The sequence below is a fragment of the Pedobacter sp. PF22-3 genome, assembly GCF_026239555.1.
Lineage (GTDB): Bacteria > Bacteroidota > Bacteroidia > Sphingobacteriales > Sphingobacteriaceae > Pedobacter.
In genome coordinates, this window is record NZ_JAPIVP010000032.1 from 1 (window position 1) to 17,976 (window position 17,976).

The 17,976-nt window shown below is 41.1% G+C and carries 13 protein-coding genes; 7 read left to right on the forward strand and 6 right to left on the reverse strand.

Annotation, left to right across the window (positions count from 1 at the left end):
* Nucleotides 1-2,031: 2,031 nt before the first annotated feature.
* Nucleotides 2,032-2,601, forward strand: coding sequence for a hypothetical protein (locus OQX63_RS22945; RefSeq protein ID WP_265853125.1), 570 nt, complete (start codon nt 2,032-2,034; stop codon nt 2,599-2,601).
* 1,963 nt (nt 2,602-4,564) lie between these two features.
* On the opposite strand, the gene OQX63_RS22950 is transcribed toward OQX63_RS22945, so the two are convergent.
* The 4 genes from OQX63_RS22950 to OQX63_RS22965 form a co-directional block, all read right to left on the reverse strand.
* Nucleotides 4,565-5,971, reverse strand: a complete 1,407-nt coding sequence (locus tag OQX63_RS22950) for a TolC family protein (protein ID WP_265853126.1) — start codon at nt 5,969-5,971, stop codon at nt 4,565-4,567.
* On the reverse strand, nt 5,958-9,158 hold the full coding sequence (locus OQX63_RS22955) for an efflux RND transporter permease subunit (protein WP_265853127.1): 3,201 nt from the start codon (nt 9,156-9,158) through the stop codon (nt 5,958-5,960). The genes OQX63_RS22950 and OQX63_RS22955 overlap by 14 nt, the downstream gene beginning before the upstream one ends.
* A 22-nt stretch (nt 9,159-9,180) precedes the next feature.
* On the reverse strand, nt 9,181-10,383 hold the full coding sequence (locus OQX63_RS22960) for an efflux RND transporter periplasmic adaptor subunit (RefSeq protein WP_265853128.1): 1,203 nt from the start codon (nt 10,381-10,383) through the stop codon (nt 9,181-9,183).
* A 72-nt stretch (nt 10,384-10,455) separates the two neighbouring features.
* Nucleotides 10,456-11,061, reverse strand: a complete 606-nt coding sequence (locus OQX63_RS22965; protein WP_265853129.1) for a TetR/AcrR family transcriptional regulator — start codon at nt 11,059-11,061, stop codon at nt 10,456-10,458.
* Nucleotides 11,062-11,324: 263 nt separating this feature from the next.
* Between OQX63_RS22965 and OQX63_RS22970 the strand changes: the two genes are divergently transcribed.
* From OQX63_RS22970 to OQX63_RS22980, 3 genes are all read left to right on the forward strand, one after another.
* Nucleotides 11,325-11,681 carry a GNAT family N-acetyltransferase gene (locus OQX63_RS22970; RefSeq protein WP_265853130.1) on the forward strand — a complete coding sequence of 119 codons (357 nt, stop codon included), beginning with the start codon at nt 11,325-11,327 and terminating at the stop codon, nt 11,679-11,681.
* 237 nt (nt 11,682-11,918) lie between these two features.
* Nucleotides 11,919-12,584 carry a hypothetical protein gene (locus OQX63_RS22975; protein WP_265853131.1) on the forward strand — a complete coding sequence of 222 codons (666 nt, stop codon included), beginning with the start codon at nt 11,919-11,921 and terminating at the stop codon, nt 12,582-12,584.
* A 6-nt stretch (nt 12,585-12,590) separates the two neighbouring features.
* Nucleotides 12,591-13,448 carry a rhomboid family intramembrane serine protease gene (locus OQX63_RS22980; protein ID WP_265853136.1) on the forward strand — a complete coding sequence of 286 codons (858 nt, stop codon included), beginning with the start codon at nt 12,591-12,593 and terminating at the stop codon, nt 13,446-13,448.
* Between the two features lie 434 nt (nt 13,449-13,882).
* On the opposite strand, the gene OQX63_RS22985 is transcribed toward OQX63_RS22980, so the two are convergent.
* Complete coding sequence (locus OQX63_RS22985) at nt 13,883-14,353, reverse strand: Lrp/AsnC family transcriptional regulator (RefSeq protein ID WP_025142637.1); 471 nt, start codon at nt 14,351-14,353, stop codon at nt 13,883-13,885.
* Nucleotides 14,354-14,480: 127 nt separating this feature from the next.
* On the opposite strand from OQX63_RS22985, the gene OQX63_RS22990 reads away from it, so the two are divergent.
* Both OQX63_RS22990 and OQX63_RS22995 read left to right on the forward strand, forming a co-directional pair.
* Nucleotides 14,481-15,143 carry a metal-dependent transcriptional regulator gene (locus OQX63_RS22990; protein WP_265853132.1) on the forward strand — a complete coding sequence of 221 codons (663 nt, stop codon included), beginning with the start codon at nt 14,481-14,483 and terminating at the stop codon, nt 15,141-15,143.
* Entirely contained in the window at nt 15,130-16,995 is a 1,866-nt protein-coding gene (locus OQX63_RS22995) for an Nramp family divalent metal transporter (protein ID WP_265853133.1), read from the forward strand. The genes OQX63_RS22990 and OQX63_RS22995 overlap by 14 nt, the downstream gene beginning before the upstream one ends.
* Before the next feature lie 65 nt (nt 16,996-17,060).
* Here OQX63_RS22995 and OQX63_RS23000 read toward each other — a convergent pair whose 3' ends face one another.
* Nucleotides 17,061-17,540 carry a peroxiredoxin family protein gene (locus tag OQX63_RS23000; protein ID WP_265853134.1) on the reverse strand — a complete coding sequence of 160 codons (480 nt, stop codon included), beginning with the start codon at nt 17,538-17,540 and terminating at the stop codon, nt 17,061-17,063.
* 235 nt (nt 17,541-17,775) lie between these two features.
* Here OQX63_RS23000 and OQX63_RS23005 point away from each other — a divergent pair.
* Nucleotides 17,776-17,976, forward strand: a 201-nt coding sequence (locus tag OQX63_RS23005; RefSeq protein WP_265853135.1) for a hypothetical protein, incomplete at its 3' end; no start/stop codon positions are given.

Sequence of the window (17,976 nt, forward strand, 5' to 3'; positions counted from 1 at the left end):
ACGCGCTACCATTTGCAGACTCCCTTAAAAAGTCGTCATTACGAGGAGGAACGACAGCTTGCCCCGATCATTCGGGGAAGCAATCTTTCACGCTAATAATCCTCGCTATAAAGATTGCTTCGTCGGCTGAAAAAGCCTTCTCGCAATGACGGATTTATTGGTGGAACGACTACCGTATTAGAGAATATCCCTATACATCACGCTATCTGCACCCTGCTATCCGGCCTGGCAGATTTCCGCCGGAAAAAGCACGGAAATCTTTGCAGTTCCCCCTCATAACCCCACAACCTAAGGCAGGATCAAGCGGGAGCGTTGGGATAAGCAAGGCTAAGAGCCTCGATGCTGCCGCAATCAAGATTTCCGTAGCTTTTTACAAGGAATTGCGCAGCAATCTTTTATACCGATAAAAACAATAAGATCACATAAAAAACGATGCAAGCCTTTCAGTTATGCCTTTGTGTTTGTTGTTTTTAATAGCAGGCATGCTTTCGCTGCGCTCAGGTTTGTTTCTTTTCTATCAAGAGAAAAGAAAGAGCCCTTCGGCGGCTAACCGAGGCAAGCCCGAGCTAGGGGAAAAACCTTTCAATTGTCATTCTGAACGAAGTGAAGAATCTTTAAATCAAAAGATCCTTCGTACCTCAGGATGACAGAAAATAACAAGGCAAGCCTGGAAAAAGGTCAAGAGTGATATTATCTCATAACCACCCCCAACCCCTCCTAAATTAGGAGGGGAGTGTCCCTCATAGTTTCAGAGGAATAATTCTACGGATGCCTGTCTCTGCTCCATGCGATCTGCTCCATTCTATCTGCACCTCGCTATACGGCCTGGGAAATGATGGAAGGATCCTTCGACTACGCTCAGGATGACAAAAACCCGAAGGAAAATAAAAGTAGGATGAATTAATCGCGATTGAAATAACGCGATTAATCCGCTGCATTATGCTATCTGCTCCATGCTATCCGGCCTAGGATATGATGGAAGGAGAAAACGTTAAAGCTTTTGCACCTCCTTTCAACCTACCACAGCCCAGAGGCAGCACAAGCCCCGATTTTTCATCGGGGCTTGTGCTGGCGACCTCAAAGCTTTGACGAATTTATCCGACATCAGATCCAAGCCTTGGGTTTTTGTTTCTTTTGGGCCAAGCCAACCTGCGAAGCAAGCTTGAAGGCCTTTAAAAACATATACACAACTGAAAAAAGAAAGAGCCCCTCGGCGGCGGTGGACCTGTACCGATTTTTTATCGGTAGCCGAGGCAAGCCCGAGCGAAGGGTAAAGAATAGCGAAAGCATTAAGATTCCCGCATGCGCGGGAATGACGACCGTATTATAGCGAGTGCCTTAAACCCCTATCGGCCTATCGACACCTTTCCCCTGAAAGGGAAAGGACTGTAAAACAAATTATCGCACTCTGCAATATGCCCCATGCGATCTGCTCCCTGCTATCCGGCCTGGCAGATTTCCGCCGGAAAAAGCACGAAAATCTTTGCAGTCCCCCTCATAACCCCACAACCTAAGGCAGGATCAAAGCGGGAGCGGTGGGATAAGCACGGCTAAGAGCCTCGATGCTGCCGCAATCAAGATTTCCGTAGCTTTTTACAAGGAACGATGCAAGCCTTGATTTTTTGTTACTTTTTCATCAAGGAAAAAGTAAAAGCCCTCGGCGGCGGTGAGCCGAGGCAAGCTAGAGCGAAGGGCAAGAAAATAGCGAAAGCATTAAGATTCCCGCATGTGCGAGAATGACGACCGTATTAGAAATTATCCCTATATATATGCTATCTGCTCCCTGCTATCCGGCCTTGCAGATTTCCGCCGGAAAAAGCACGAAAATCTTTGCAGTCCCCCTCATAACCCCACAACCCAAGGCAGAATCAAGCGGGAGCGCTGGGATTGTTAAAAAATACCCGCTAAATTAACAGCCTTTAACACATTTTAAGTTAAATACTGTAAACCAGGTTAAAGATCGTTAATTAAAAGCGATAGCCCATTAATCTACTGCATTTTTAGTTCATGAAAACTAAAACATTATCACTAATGCTACTAATTGGATTTTTTGGCATTAAAACAAGCAAGGCACAAGACAGTACAGGCGTAATCAAACACAGTGTACACATTTCGCCCTTTGCGGGTTACAATTCAACATTCAAAGCACCTGTTTTTGGAGGAGAAATAGGTTACGAATATCGCTTAAACAAGCACTGGGGCTTTACCGCAGGATTAAACCTCGCCTACATCCAAAAAAATAACCCGGCAATTGGTTATGTTAATAATGACGGTAGCGTAACACAGGCCAAAAACATGAAAGTATTGCAAAATGCCCTGTATGCAGGTGCAAAATACTACATTGGCCGTTTTTATCTATCTGCCGAATTGGGTTACCAGGAAGAATATCAAACCATTAATTATCCATACACCAGCTCAGGAAGCAGTTATAATCATGGTACATACGCTACAAATGGATTTTACCAGGCTTATGGCCTAGGTTACCAGATCCCTTTGAAAAAAGGCGATAACATTGAAATATTTGCTAAAGGTGCAGGTGCAAACAACACCAGCTTTACCGCTGGCTTTCGATATTCATTCGGCTTATCCAAAAGAAAGTAATATTTGTTTTTACACACCAAGCGTGATGCGCTCCACTATAGCGAATAGTTATCATTTAAAGCACAGCTTCATGTAAACCAAACCCGATTGGATGGGTGCTTCCGGTTTTTTCTACCTGGAGCAGAAAGGAAAGCAGGACTATCGGAACCGATGGACAAAACCTGCTTTCCAAAACCTTTATAAACAAGAAGGCACCGAGAATATTATACCCTTGGTGCCTTAATGATAAAATACCATTAAACCTTCTTTATGAAGATTGCGTGCTTGCAGCAGGCAGACTTCGGCTGGCTCTAGTCCAGCCTCGCATAGAAAGCTATCGGATGGCGACCGTATTATAGCGAGCGCCTTAAACCCCTATCCGCCTATCGGCACCTTTCCCCTGAAAGGGAAAGGACTAAAAAACAAATTATCGCACCCTGTAATATGCCCCATGCTATCTGCACCCTGCTATCCGGCCTGGCAGATTTTCGCCGGAAAAAGCACGGAAATCTTTGTAGCCCCTCTTCATAACCCCACAGCCTAAGGCAGGATCAAAGCGGGAGCGTTGGGAATAAGCAAAGGTAAGAGCCTCGATGCTGCCGCTATCAAGATTTCCGTAGCTTTTTACAAGGAATTGCGCAGCAATCTTTTATACCTATAAAAACAATATTATCAGATAAAAAACGAGGCAAGACTTGATTTTTTGTTACTTTTTCATCAAGGAAAAAGTAAAAGCCCTTCGGTGGCGGTGAGCCGAGGCAAGACTGAATAAAGGCAAGAGTAATATTATCTCATAACCACCCCCAGCCCCTCCTTGAAAATAAGGAGGGGAGCTCCCCTCATAGTTTCAAACAGCACCACTCCTAGAGATTCAAGCTACAAAAAAGTAGCGACCGCTTTAAGATTCCCGCCTGAGCGAGAATGACGACCGTATTAGAAAGTTCAAAGATCTCTCCGCTACGGTCGAGATGACGGATTTTTTTGAAATAAAAGCAATTAAAAGATCCTTCGCTGCGCTCAGGATGACAGCAAAAGAAGAACTCCCTCTACTCCATGCTATCTGCACCCTGCTAGCCGGCCTGGCAGATTTCCGCCGGAAAAAGCACGAAAATCTTTGCAGTCCCCCTCATAACCCCACAGCCCAAGGCAGGATCAAAGCGGGAGCGTTGGGATAAGCAAGGCTAAGAGCCTCGATGCTGCCGCTATCAAGATTTCCGTAGCTTTTTACAAGGAAGGGTGCAAGCCTTGGGTTTTTGTTTCTTTTGGGCCAAGCCAAAAGAAAGAGCCCCTCGGCGGCGGTGAGCCGAGGCAAGACCGAGCAAAGGCCAAGAAAATAGCGAACGCATTAAGATTCCCGCCTGCGCGGGAATGACGAACTATGTTTATGAAATATAGCAACTCCAGTTCAAAGATCTCTTCACTACGGTCGAGATGACGGATTTTTTTGAAATAAAAGCAATTAAAAGATCCTTCGCTGCGCTCAGGATGACAGCAAAAGAAGAACTCCCTCTACTCCATGCTATCTGCTCCCTGCTATACGGCCTAGGATATGATGGAAGGAGAAAACGTTAAAGCTTTAGCACCTCCTTTCAACTTACCACAGCCCAGAGGCAGCACGCCCTCCCCGATCCTTCATCGGGGCTTGTGCTGACGACCAAAAAAGCTTTGACGAATTTATCCGACATCAGATCCAAGCCTTGGGTTTTTGTTTCTTTTGGGCCAAGCCAAAAGAAAGAGCCCCTCGGCGGCGGTGAGCCGAGACAAGACTGAGCGAAGGGAAAGAATAGCGAACGCATTAAGATTCCCGCATGCCCGAGAATGACGAACTATGTTTATGAAAAGTTCAAAGATTTCTCCACTGCGGAAATGACGGATTGTTCGCAGGGAAGACAAAACAAAAAAGCACCAAGAACCTCGCGTCCTTAGTGCCTAAATTTATACACAAACCTATAAAGTCTTTAAAACCTTATAGGTTTTTGCAATATTAATTCCAGCCGCCCCCTAACGAGCGGTACAAACCAACAACTGCATTTAACTGCTCTGTTTTAATGGTGGTTAATTCCAGTTCACTCTGCAATAAATTGCCTTGCGCGGTTATTACCTCCAGGTAGTTCGCCATACCACTTTTAAACAACAAACTTGCATTTCTTGAAGCCTGTTGTAAAGTCTGCGCTCTTTTTTCAGCGATGCTGTATTGCGCTTTTAACTTCTCTACTTTCGTTAACTCATCAGACACTTCGCCAACCGCATTCAATACCGACTGACGGAACTGAATAACCGATTTCTCACGGTCGATTTTAGCCAGCTCCAAAGAAGTTTTTAACTGACCTCTCTGAAAAATAGGCTGGGTAATCCCTGCCCCTACTAATCCGAATAAAGATGCCGGTACATTAAACCAGTTGCTCGCTTTAAAAGAGTTAATGCCTCCACTTGCGGTAATCACCAGCGAGGGATATAAACTTGCCTTTGCCACCCCAACCTTTGCATTGGCAATGGTTAAAGCGAGTTCTGCGCTTTTAATATCAGGCCTGCGGCTCAACATAGATGAAGGAAAACCTGCATTTAAATCCTGAGGGATAATCATTTTATCTAAACGGCTTTCGCGGTTAATGGCTTTAGGCAAAGTACCGATCAATACACTTAAAGCATTTTCCTGTAAGGTTACATTTTGCTCTAAACGAGGGATTAACTGTGCCGCATTTAACTGTTGTGCCTGCGCCTGCTGAATAGCCAATGAGGTTACCTGACCAGCATCAAACTGTAAATTGATAATCCTTAAGGTACTGTCGTTAAGCTTTAAATTCTTTTTAGCGATTTCCAATTGCGCATCAAGCATCAACAAATTGTAATAACCTTGCGCCACATTGGCTACCAAACGCGTTTGAACTGCTTTACGTGCCTCTTCTGTTTGCAAAAAACTGGCTAAAGCGCCAGCTTTTTGATTACGGATTTTTCCCCAGATATCAGCTTCCCAAACCACACCCAGATTGGCATTGTAATCTTCAATGTGTGTTGAGCCTGTAAACTGGTTCAGGCTTAAACCATTTAAACTGTTATCAGAGGGGCGGCTAGAACTCGCTGCCACCTGCAATTTCAATTCAGGTAAATAACCCAATTTCGATTGTTTGAACAATACCTCAGCTGCATCGATATTTTTCAATGCAATTTGCATATCGTAATTTTTAACCAGCGCTGTATCGATTAAATGCTGAACAGTAAGGTCGTTGATGAAACTCTTCAGGGGCATGGTGCCAATGCTCGAAGAATCTTTTGGCAATCCGTTTCTGAATAAGCCTGGTGCTACATTTGGCAAGGCTGTATCTTTCGAAACCGAACATCCGCTCCAGATTAAAGCAAGGAGCAGGATGGTAATAATATTAAACCGTTTCATAAACTACATGATTATTATTTACAGGTTCTCCATGGTGCTGAACAACCTCATTTTTTGATTTTTTTGATATTTTTTCCTGTAAAGCCTGGAAGATGACAAAAAGTACCGGAATGATGAACAAACCTAAAACTACACCCGATACCATCCCTCCTGCTGCACCGATACTGATGGAGTGGTTACCTTGTGCCGATGGACCTGTTGCAATACTCATCGGGAATAAACCAAACACAAAGGCAAGTGAGGTCATAATGATCGGTCTGATCCTTAATCGGGCGGCTTCAATAGCCGAATCAACCAAACCGAGTCCTGCCTTTCGTCGCTGCACGGCAAACTCCACAATCAGGATGGCGTTTTTAGCCAGCAACCCAATCAGCATAATCAGTGCTACCTGTACATAAATGTTGTTTTCGATACCAGTTAAACCCAATACCACAAATACTCCGAATACACCTGTAGGGATAGATAAAATTACCGCCAATGGCAGGATGTAACTCTCGTACTGTGCTGATAATAAGAAGTAAACAAACACCAAACAAAGCAGGAATATCACGGTAGACTGTCCGCCTGAAGAAATCTCCTCACGTGTTTGTCCGGAGAATTCGTAAGCATATCCGGTTGGCAATTGTTCTTTAGCCGTTTCTTCTATCGCTTTAATCGCATCACCAGAACTGAAACCTGGTTTAGGGATGGCATTTACCTCGATAGAGTTGAACAGGTTGTAACGAGAAGCTGTTTCCGAACCATATACACGGGTTAATTTAACCAGGGTACTGATGGGCACACTTTCTCCTGCCTTGTTTTTAACAAATACACGATCAATACTCGCAGGATCGGTTCTGTCGGCAACATCAGCCTGCACCACTACCCGGTAATATTTACCAAAGCGGTTAAAATCTGAGGCCTGCGCCGTACCAAAATACGTCTGCATGGTTTGTAAGATATCTTTTTTACTTACACCCAATTGATCGGCTTTTTCATCGTTCACATCCAACTGCAATTGTGGATAATCTGTTTTATAAGAAGTAAAGGCATAGGCAATTGCGGGTTTTGCCATCAATTTCGCAATGAAGTTATTCGCTACACCACTAAATTTATCCAGTCTGCCATTCGTTTTATCCTGTAACATCACGTTCATTGCCTCCACGTTACTAAAACCCGGAACCGTAGGAAAACTGAATACAAAGAAGGTACCGGCAGATATGGCTGCCATTTTAGCCCTTACAATATTTTGGATCTCATCGATGTTTTTAACTTCCCCTCTTTCGTCATTTGGTTTTAACAATAAGAAAATCTGTCCGGCCGATGGACTGTTCGATGCGGTTAAAAAGTTATAACCGGCCAGCGACATCACAAACCTTGCTGACGGCATTGCTCTCAACTCCGCTTCAGCCTGTTTTAACATTTTGTTGGTATTGGCTAATGATGTTCCCGATGGACTGGCCACAGCGATGGCCACAAAACCCTGATCTTCTGTCGGGATAAAACCTGTTTTAGTTCTGCCTACCAGAAAAATAGTAATCAGTACCACTAATGCCAAACCAGCCATGCTAAGCCATTTATGACGGATCAACACTTTTAAGCCGCCAACGTATCGGTTGGTCATGTAATTAAACCCACCGTTAAAACCTGCATAAAATTTCTCTACAAAACCCTTTTTAGGCGCTTTGTGACCACCTTCAGCATGTTTGTTCTTTAAAAATAAAGCCGCCAGTGCCGGACTTAAGGTTAAGGCGTTAACCGCCGATATAATGATGGCAATGGCCATCGTTAAGGCAAACTGCTTGTAAAATATACCTGTAGAACCGGTCATAAAACCAACCGGTAAAAATACTGCCGCCATCACCAATGTAATCGATATAATGGCACCGGTAATTTCATTCATCGCCTCGGTTGTGGCTGCTTTTGGGCTCAGTGAAGGATTTTCCTCCATTTTGGCATGTACCGCTTCTACCACCACAATCGCATCATCTACCACGATACCAATGGCCAGTACCAATGCAAACAACGTTAAAAGATTAACAGAGAAGCCGAAAAGCTGCATGAAAAAGAAAGTACCAATAATCGCTACCGGAACCGCAATAGCCGGAATTAAAGTAGACCTGAAATCCTGAAGGAAGATAAATACCACGATAAATACCAGTAAAAAGGCTTCGATCAAAGTGTGTTCTACCTGGTTGATGGATTCGTCTAAATCGGTTTTGGTACGGTAAAACTGGTTGTATTTAATACCTGCAGGGAAATCTTTTGATAGTTTCGCCAACAGTTTATCAATAGCAATCTGGATTTCGTTGGCATTAGAGCCTGATAACTGAATTACCCCAATGGTAATCCCATCGTGTCCGTTTAAACGATTAACACTACCATAGCTATAAGCACCCAGTTCTACACGGGCCACATCTTTTAAACGTAATATAGAACCATCTGAATTAGAACGGATCGCAATATTCTGATATTCCTCTGGTTTGGTCAGTTTACCTTTATATTTAATGATATATTCAAAGGCCTCACTACTTCTTTCTCCAAACCGACCAGGGGCCGCTTCCAGGTTTTTATCCTGAATGGCAGTGATCACTTCGTTAGGTGTAATTTTGTAAGTGGCCAATTGACTTGGGTTTAACCAGATACGCATCGAATAATCTTTAATCCCACCAAATACACTGGCCGAACCTACCCCCGGAATCCTTTTCAGTTCGGGAATGATATTGATCTGCGCATAGTTATTTACAAAAACGGCATCGTATTTTTTTGGGTCTTCAGAGTAAACCCCGATAGCCCCAATAAAACTGTTTTGCTGTTTGGTAGTGGTGATACCATATTGTACAACCTCTGCAGGCAATTGACTGGTGGCCTGCGAAACCCGGTTTTGCACGTTTACAGCCGCCTGATCCGGGTTCGTACCCTGCTGAAAGTAAACCGTGATGGCCAGGGTACCATCGTTACTGGCGCTGGAGGTCATGTAGGTCATGTTCTCCACACCGTTAATTGCTTCCTCCAATGATGGAGTTACCGAACGTAAAATGGTTTCGGCATTAGCCCCAGGGTAAACCGCAGTTACCAATACCGACGGAGGTGCGATATTTGGAAAGCGCTCTAAGGGCAACTTGGTTAAGCCCAGTATTCCCACTATCACCAATAAGATGGAGATAACAGTTGAAAGTACAGGCCTGTCTATAAATTTCTGAAACATGATTGCTTTACTTTAATTTTGATTATTTCTTTGTTTTTGCCGCAGCCACTTTATCTGCTGCTTTTTGAGGCTGGATCACCATGCCCTCCTGTAACTTATCAACCCCGCTTAACACGATCTGGTCGCCAGCTTTTACCCCGTCTTTAACCAGGTAATTTTCGCCGGCTTTACCAACAATGGTAATGGCTTGTTTTTTCACCTTACTGCTGTCGCCCACGGTAAATACAAATACTTTATCCTGCATTTCTACCGTTGAGGACTGCGGTACCAGAATGGCATTATCGTGCTGTAAACCTAAACGGATCTTACCGGTATTACCCGAGCGAAGGGTTCCGCTGGCATTAGGGAAACTAGCCCTTAAAGTAATGGCACCTGTGTTTTTATCAAACTGACCATCAATCATATCGATCTTCCCTTTAATCGGGTAAGCTGAATTATCAGACAATAAAAGTTCTACTGCTGGTAAATGTTTAATCCTGTCGGCAGGTGTTTTACCCGGGTAGTTTGCATTAAAACTGTTGAAGTCGTTTTCGGCAAGGGAGAAATAAACATGTACTTCGTGGATATCAGATAACTGTGTTAAAGCAACTTGATCCGTTGGAGAAACTAAACTTCCCTGTTTTTTAGGAATACGGCCGATGTAACCACTCACCGTAGCCTTAACATTGGTATAACCTAAGTTAATCTGTGCCGAAGCCACGCTGGCTTTAGCTTGTTCGGCATTTGCCTGTGCGATTTTGTAAGCCGTTTTAGCTGTTTTTAACTGGAAATCAGAAACTACCTTATTCTGAACAAGTGGTGTTAATTTATCAACCTCCAATTGAGCATTTAAAATAGCCGCTTCTGCCGCATGTAAACTTGCTTTCGCATTGTTTAAAGCCTCGCGGTATGGGTTTTCGTTGATCTTGAACAGGGTTTGTCCGGCAGTTACATAGGCACCTTCGTTAACCAGGACGCTTTGTAGATAACCACTTACCTGCGGACGAACATCGATATCAACAGCGCCCTGAATGGAAGCAGGATATTCAATATAGGTAGTTTCTGTGCTAGCGTTAATCGCGCTTACAGGCAGTGCTGGTGGTGGCGGTGCAGCTGCAGCCTGATCAGGAGACGACTTACAACTCACCAAAATTATAGATAGAAGAGAAATTGTTAACATTGAATTAATACCATTAAACCATTTAACGGTGTTAAGTAAGGGGTACAAGCGATGTAGAGATTTCATATAATTAAATTTAATTGGATTATAGTGTATAAATAATCTAACAGTGTTAAATTACTGTGTAAAAAAAATATTTTAACTGTTAATGGATAAAGTAATGCCTTTGATGGCATCTTTTAAAATTTGCTGGTTAATTTCGTCTGTTGTTCTGCCATTCGGGCGCACCAGGTTGATGGAAATCAAACCATGGATGATCGACCAATAGGTGTAATACTTCATGCAGATATCATCTTCAGAAACTGGTTTCTTCTTAAATAAAGATTCGATTACATCGCCTAACATACCGCCCACGTTTTCGGCTTCGGGCAATGAATTTTTAACGGTACAACAAACCATGTCTACACCGTACATTAACTGATAAAATTCTTTGTGGGCGAAGGCGAAGTTCCAGTAGGCAATCCACATGGCTTCCATTTTATCTTCCGGAGATTCGTGCTGATCCCTGGCTTCGCGGATATCTTTGGCCAACATTAAATACCCTCTCCTGGTGAGTTCCAGTAAGATGCCATCTTTGTTGGAAAAGTATTCGTAAATAATGGGTGCAGTATATTCAATCTGGTCGGCAATTTTACGCATACTCAATGCCTGCCAGCCCTCTGTTTGAACAATGTTCAGGGCAGCATCCAGAATTTTGGTTCTGGTTTCATCTTTTAAACGTAGAATTCTTTCTTTACTTCCCATGACTGGAATATTAGGTGTAAATAATCTAACACCGTTAAGCAAATGTAGAACCAATTCCAGAATTCACAATCATTCATTTGTCATAAACATTTTATTGTTTAGTTTTACGAGTGATAATCAACGATTAAAGCATTTAAAAGGCTTTTTCAAATAAATTAATTTTCTCAAGAACTTATAAAAAATGATTTTCCGCGAAGCAAAAACAACTGACATCCCTGCGATCCAAATTGTCAGGCATACCGTAAAAGAGAACATTTTGTCCGATGCAGCATTGGTTACTGACAAAGATTGCGAAGAATTTATTACGCAACGCGGTAAAGGCTGGGGTTTGCGAAGTAGATGGAGAAGTAGTTGGGTTCTCCATCGTAGATTTAGAGGAGCATAACATTTGGGCTTTATTCCTTCGTCCAGAATTTGAAGGCAAAGGCATCGGGAAAGAATTGCACCGCTTAATGATGGATTGGTATTTCGATCAAACACATGAACCCGTTTGGTTGGGTACATCGCCTAATACCCGTGCAGAAGAATTTTATACCCGGCAAGGCTGGAAAAAGGTTGGCGTGGTAAACAAAGGTGAAGTGAAATTTGAGATGAGTTATGAGGATTGGGTGAATAGGTAAATCCATTCGAAATATCGTCATTTTAAGGCATTGCTAAGAACGGTCGTCTTTCCCCTCGCAGACGGAAATCTTAACGCAACCTACGAACCCCTAGCATGACATTACGATCCCCAATCAAGTTGAGAATGCGACAAAGCGTAGAAGAAACTATCACTAAGTCACAGAGTGTTGCTGCCTTAATAATAAACCGTCAAAAGACTTAAACTATATAGGACATTTAAATTGCATCTAAGCGCAGTGGTTATAAATGTTCTTACATTTCTTATATATTTGCAACAAATATTAACGCTCTTTATTATGGCAATAGGCATTATACCTAAGCACCAGGAAGAAATTCCGCTTCATGCACTACCCCCCCTTGAATTTTTGACGATAGCTACTGAGACGGCAAAACGGCTCAATTGGACCATTCAGTATCAAAGTTTAAGTGGCTTTATTGCTCAAAGTGATACTTCCATCATTAACTCAAACAGTAAAATCAAACTGTTTATTGAAGGAGAAACGGCCACTATTTTGAGTGAATCGACTGGAGGGGAGATGATTGATTTTAATAAGAACAAAAAAAATGTTCAAGCTTTTCTATCTGCTTTTACTACTGTGCAATCGGGGATTTTACCAGAGGAACTTTCAGTTAAATTACAGGGATTATACGATTCACTTGATTTAACAGCTGCTGATCTATTGAAAGTCTCGGCAGAATCTGCAACACAAAAGGTTAAAAATTTCTTTTCGCTATTTATCCCTAAAAGGGATTTTTTCTTTACACCAATACTGGTTGACCTTAACCTATTGATCTTTATTGCAATGATGATCAGTGGTGCAGATTTCATTTCTCCAAGCTCAGAAATACTTGCCAACTGGGGTGCTAATTTCCGTCCATTTATATCTGTGGGACAATATTGACGCTTAATTACCAATTGTTTTCTACACATCGGCATATTGCATCTTCTTTTTAACATGTATGCACTAATTTATGTAGGTGTGCTGTTGGAGCCTATGCTAGGGAGAAGCAAATTTATTGCTGCTTACCTATTAACCGGTGTAGCAGCAAGTTTGGCAAGTATCTGGTGGCACGAACAAACCATCAGTGCGGGTGCATCAGGTGCCATATTTGGCGTCTATGGTGTTTTCCTTGCCTTACTTACTACCGATCTGATTGAAAAAGAAACCAGAAAGGAATTACTGACCAGTATTTGCATTTTTATAGTGTATAATTTGGCCTATGGCATGAAAGGCGGTATAGATAATGCGGCTCATATTGGCGGGTTAATTTCGGGACTAATAATCGGTTACACTTTAACCCCTAGCTTAAGAAAACCTGAAAAGCCATCTTTAGAGATAGTATCTATAGCTGCATTATGCATATTAATACTTTTTTCCTCATTTGGGGTGATTAAATCGATTCCCAATACAGAAAGCTTAACAACATACGACAAAAGATTTGAGCGCTTCAGGATTTTGGAGACAATGGCCCTAGGCATTTATACACTTAAGGCAGATGCAAAAAAGGAAGACGTATTATATGAAATCCGCGACCGCGGAATCTATTACTGGAATGAGAATATCAGTTTATTAGATAGCTTGGAGAAACTCAACCTTCCTCCTTTTGTTAGGGAGCGTGACAAGGCCTTAAAAGAATACTGCAATTTACGGATAAAAGCTTACGAATTGATGTATAAAGCTGTAGACGAAAATTCGCATAAGTATGATACTGAAATTATAAAAATCAACAAGCAAATAGAATCAAAACTTAAATCTTTTGAATAATATTCGTTTAATTGACTATTAATGGTTTAGAACCATAACAAAAGTTTCTCATTGAAGATCCTGAAACAAGTGCAGGGTGACGAGCCGAAAGAAATAATAACTACAGTTGAACGATAAAAGCAGTACCATAAGCTGTGTAAATATACAGTAGCGCCATAGCCTATATGTTCTTATATATCTATATGGCAAAAACTATAAAAAAGTTTTACAGCTAAGAACCTGAAACGAGTTCAGGTGAGAACCGAAAGAAATAGTGACTACAGCTGATAAAGCAGGGCCATAAAAGATGTGTGAGTATACATCAGCGCCATAGCCTATATGTTCTTATATATCTATATGGCAAAATCACAATAAAGCTTTAACAGCTAAGACCCTGAAACAAGTTCAGGGTGACGAGCCGAAGGAGAACTAAACCGTAATATCCTGGGTTAAGTCTAATACTCTAAAGGAACAATAGGTTCTTTTTTTGTGGTAGACATGATCATCATGGTTTGGAAGGTTTTCACTACAGAAATCTTACTGATTTTATCCATAATTAAACGTTCGTAAGCCTTAATATCTTTTACATAAACTTTTAATAAAAAATCGGCCTGACCTGTAACGTGATGACACTCTGTGATTTCTTTGATTTGATTTACTTCATCCAAAAAGATCTGGATGGTATTGTTTTTATGAAAATCGAGTTGAATCTGAATAAAGGTTTTGATACCTAAACCCAGTTTTTCTTCATCAACCAATGCATGGTAACTTTTAATATATCCTGCCATTTCAAGCTTGCGCACGCGCTCTAAGGTTGGTGCAGGTGATAAGCCAATTTCCTGTGATAAAAGCAAGTTGGTAATTCTTCCGTTCTCTTGAAGAATTCTTAAAATTTTAAAGTCTATTTTATCTAATTCAGATGCCATATGGTGTTAAAGGTATTTCAGAAGACAAACATAACCAAATTATATTCTAAATTTTAACATAATTTATCATATATATTTTAAATAATAATTTTTAGATTTACCTAAAAATAAAATTAGATAAACATAAATGCAAAGTTATACCGAAGAGAACTATCTAAAGACTATTTATCATCTGGCAGAGAAAACCATCAACGTGCAAACCAATGCTATTGCTGAACAGATGCAAACCAAACCCGCCTCGGTTACCGATATGATCAAAAAATTAGCCGATAAGGGTCTGATTGATTATATTAAATACCAAGGCGTTACCTTAACCGAAACAGGAAAAAACACAGCAATAGATATTGTACGTAAACATAGATTATGGGAAGTTTTTTTGGTAGACAAATTAAACTTTAAGTGGGATGAGGTACATGATGTGGCAGAAGAATTGGAGCATATTAAATCGATTGAGCTGATTGAAAGATTGGATGAGTTTTTAGGCTTCCCGAAAGCAGATCCCCATGGCGATCCGATCCCGGATAAAAATGGACGATTTGCCAAAACCCAGTTTATTAAACTTATTGAATTAAAAGTAGGCGATTCTGGTACCATTACCGGTGTGAGTCAGCACAGTTCTGCATTTTTAAAGCATTTAGAAAAATTAGGGCTTACGCTGGGCAAACAAATCCAGGTTAGTGATGTTACCGATTTCGATGGTTCGGTTGAGATCCAGGTATCTGATAAACAAGTTAATATTAGTAGAGAAGTTGCAAAACATATTTTAATCAGCAGTAATGGCAAAAACTGAATCGTTAAGTGAAGTACATCAAAGTGTAAATACCGATAAAAGAAAAGGATGGCGTAGAATTCTGGCTTTCATTGGTCCGGCTTATTTAATCAGTGTTGGCTACATGGATCCGGGTAACTGGGCAACAGATTTAGCAGGTGGAAGTAAATTCGGTTATCAGTTAATCTGGGTTTTATTGATGTCGAACCTCATCGCTTTGCTTTTACAATCGCTAAGCGCCCGCTTAGGTATAGTGAGGGGATTGGATTTGGCGCAAGCCTCGAAACAAGCTTATCCCCGCTGGGCCAACATTCCATTGTTCGCTTTGGCACAAACAGCAATCATTGCCTGCGATCTTGCTGAAATTATCGGGATGGCCATTGGCTTACAGTTACTTTTTGGCTTACCACTGATCTGGGGCATTAGCATTACTATTTTCGATACCATTTTATTGCTTTTTTTACTCAATAAAGGCATGAGGGCTATGGAAGGTTTTATCGTTTCGATGGTCTTTATTGTCGGCATTTCCTTTCTGGTTGAGATGTTTATTGTAGAACCTTCCCTTAAAGAAGTAGCCAAAGGCTTTGAACCCTCTATACTCAATGGCGATGCACTTTATATTGCCATCGGAATTATTGGTGCAACGGTAATGCCACACAACCTTTACCTTCATTCCTCTTTAGTACAAACCAGAAAAATTGAGCGGAGCAACAAAGGGATAAAAGAAGCCTTAAAATTTAACCTTATTGATACCACAGTTGCATTAAACCTGGCCTTTTTTGTTAACGCAGCCATATTGATTCTTGCTGCCGCAGCTTTTTACAAAAATGGCTTACACGAGGTGGCAGAAATTCAGGATGCGCATAAATTGCTTTCAAATATTTTTGGCAATGTGGCCCCAACCCTATTTGCCATTGCGCTGATTGCTGCCGGACAAAGCTCTACTGTTACCGGAACTTTAGCCGGACAGATCATTATGGAAGGGCATATCAATTTACGGATCCAGCCTTGGTTACGAAGATTAATTACCCGTTTATTGGCCATTATTCCTGCATTTTTTACCATTCTGCACTATGGCGACGATGCCCTTGGGGGCTTATTGGTATTAAGCCAGGTGATATTAAGTTTGCAGTTGGGTTTTGCGATCATTCCTTTGATCCATTTTACATCAGATAAAAAACTGATGAAAGATTTCGCCATTAAACCATGGGTAAAGGTTTTGGCCTGGGCAAGTGCCGTCGTTATCATTGCGCTGAATGTGAAACTGGTAATGGAGGAAATAAGCGGTTGGGCAAAAGAAGCCAATAATTGGTGGATTTATGCCATTGTAATACCCGCATTAATCCTTATCGTGTTACTTTTGCTCTATGTTTTCTTTCATCCATTATTGGAAAAGAAAAAAAATGCATCCAGACAAATCGTACCCCACGGAGATGCTTTGGATATTGGCAAAATCGACAAGATCACTTATACAAAAATTGGAATTGCTGTAGATTTCTCTAAAAATGACAGAAACACAATCAGGCATGCTTTAATTCAAGGTGGCAAAGATGCGCACTATTACCTGATCCATATTGTAGAAACTGCAGCTGCACGCTATTTGGGTAAAGAAGTAATGGACCATGAAACGCAGAGCGATGCTGTTAACCTGGAGCGTTACAGAGCTAACCTGGAAGACCTTGGATATGATGCGACACCGTTTATTGGTTTTGGAAACACAGGTAAAGCTATAGCAGAAATCAGCAACCGGAACGAAATGGAACTTTTGGTAATGGGTGCACACGGACATAAAGGCTTAAAAGACCTTATTTTCGGCACCACTGTAGATTCTGTGCGGCACAAGGTAAATATCCCAGTTTTGATTATCAGATAGATTCTTGAGCGTCAAAAAATAATTAGCCACAGCTATGATTGTTACTTATCTGTGGCTAAAAACGATTACTTACTCACCAACGACATCATTTTTTTAATGCCTCCATCTCCTGATTGGTACATTAATAATTTACCTGCAGGGGAATACAAGTACATGGCAGGATATTTTACCGGCAAAAATGTTGGAATAAATATTCTCTTTTTATCCTGTAATACCAATACATTAGGTTTTGCATTTAAGCCTTTTGCATAAGAGTTAAAAAACTGCGGAATAATATATGCCTCATCCATGGTAATCATATAAATATTCACATCTTTAAACTTGGTATAATTTGCATTCAGGCTTTTGCTTTCCCGCTGGCAGTGCTCACAGGTACAATCAAAGAACATAAAGAGATTCTTTTTTCCCTGTTTAATATCACTGTTTGAAAATGGTTTCCCATCTAGTTTATAAAAGGTAAACTGCGGCAATAGTGTAGGTTGTTGTGCATTTACCTGAAAAGTTACGGCTAAAAATAAGATTAAAAGTAAGTTCCTGAATTTCATTTTCGACATTTTAAGTTCAAACTTAAACGAATAAATACGAACATAACAATATATCCTTTAGCTTTTACAAACGGATGAACATTTTTATTGGTTACTTACTCGGAGGTTTTAGTTTAAAAATCTTCGTCATCTCGACTGAAGCGCAGCGAAATGGAGAGATCTATCAAGACAGATTTTGCTTCGCAGAGCCTTCAGGTTCTCGCCTGCGTTGCACCCGATAGCTCCTAATATCCGCATGTCTGTTATAATTATGAATATTGGCAATTTACAAAATGAATATCACCTGATTTTATCCCCCTATAATTATATTTATAGCTGCAATTTCATTTTGGATGGCATTTCTGAACAGATCTGGGATCGAAATTCTATTTTGGGCATAAAAATGGTTATGACATCCCCTTCCGGCGGTATCCCAGGTTACATATTGGCATTAGGC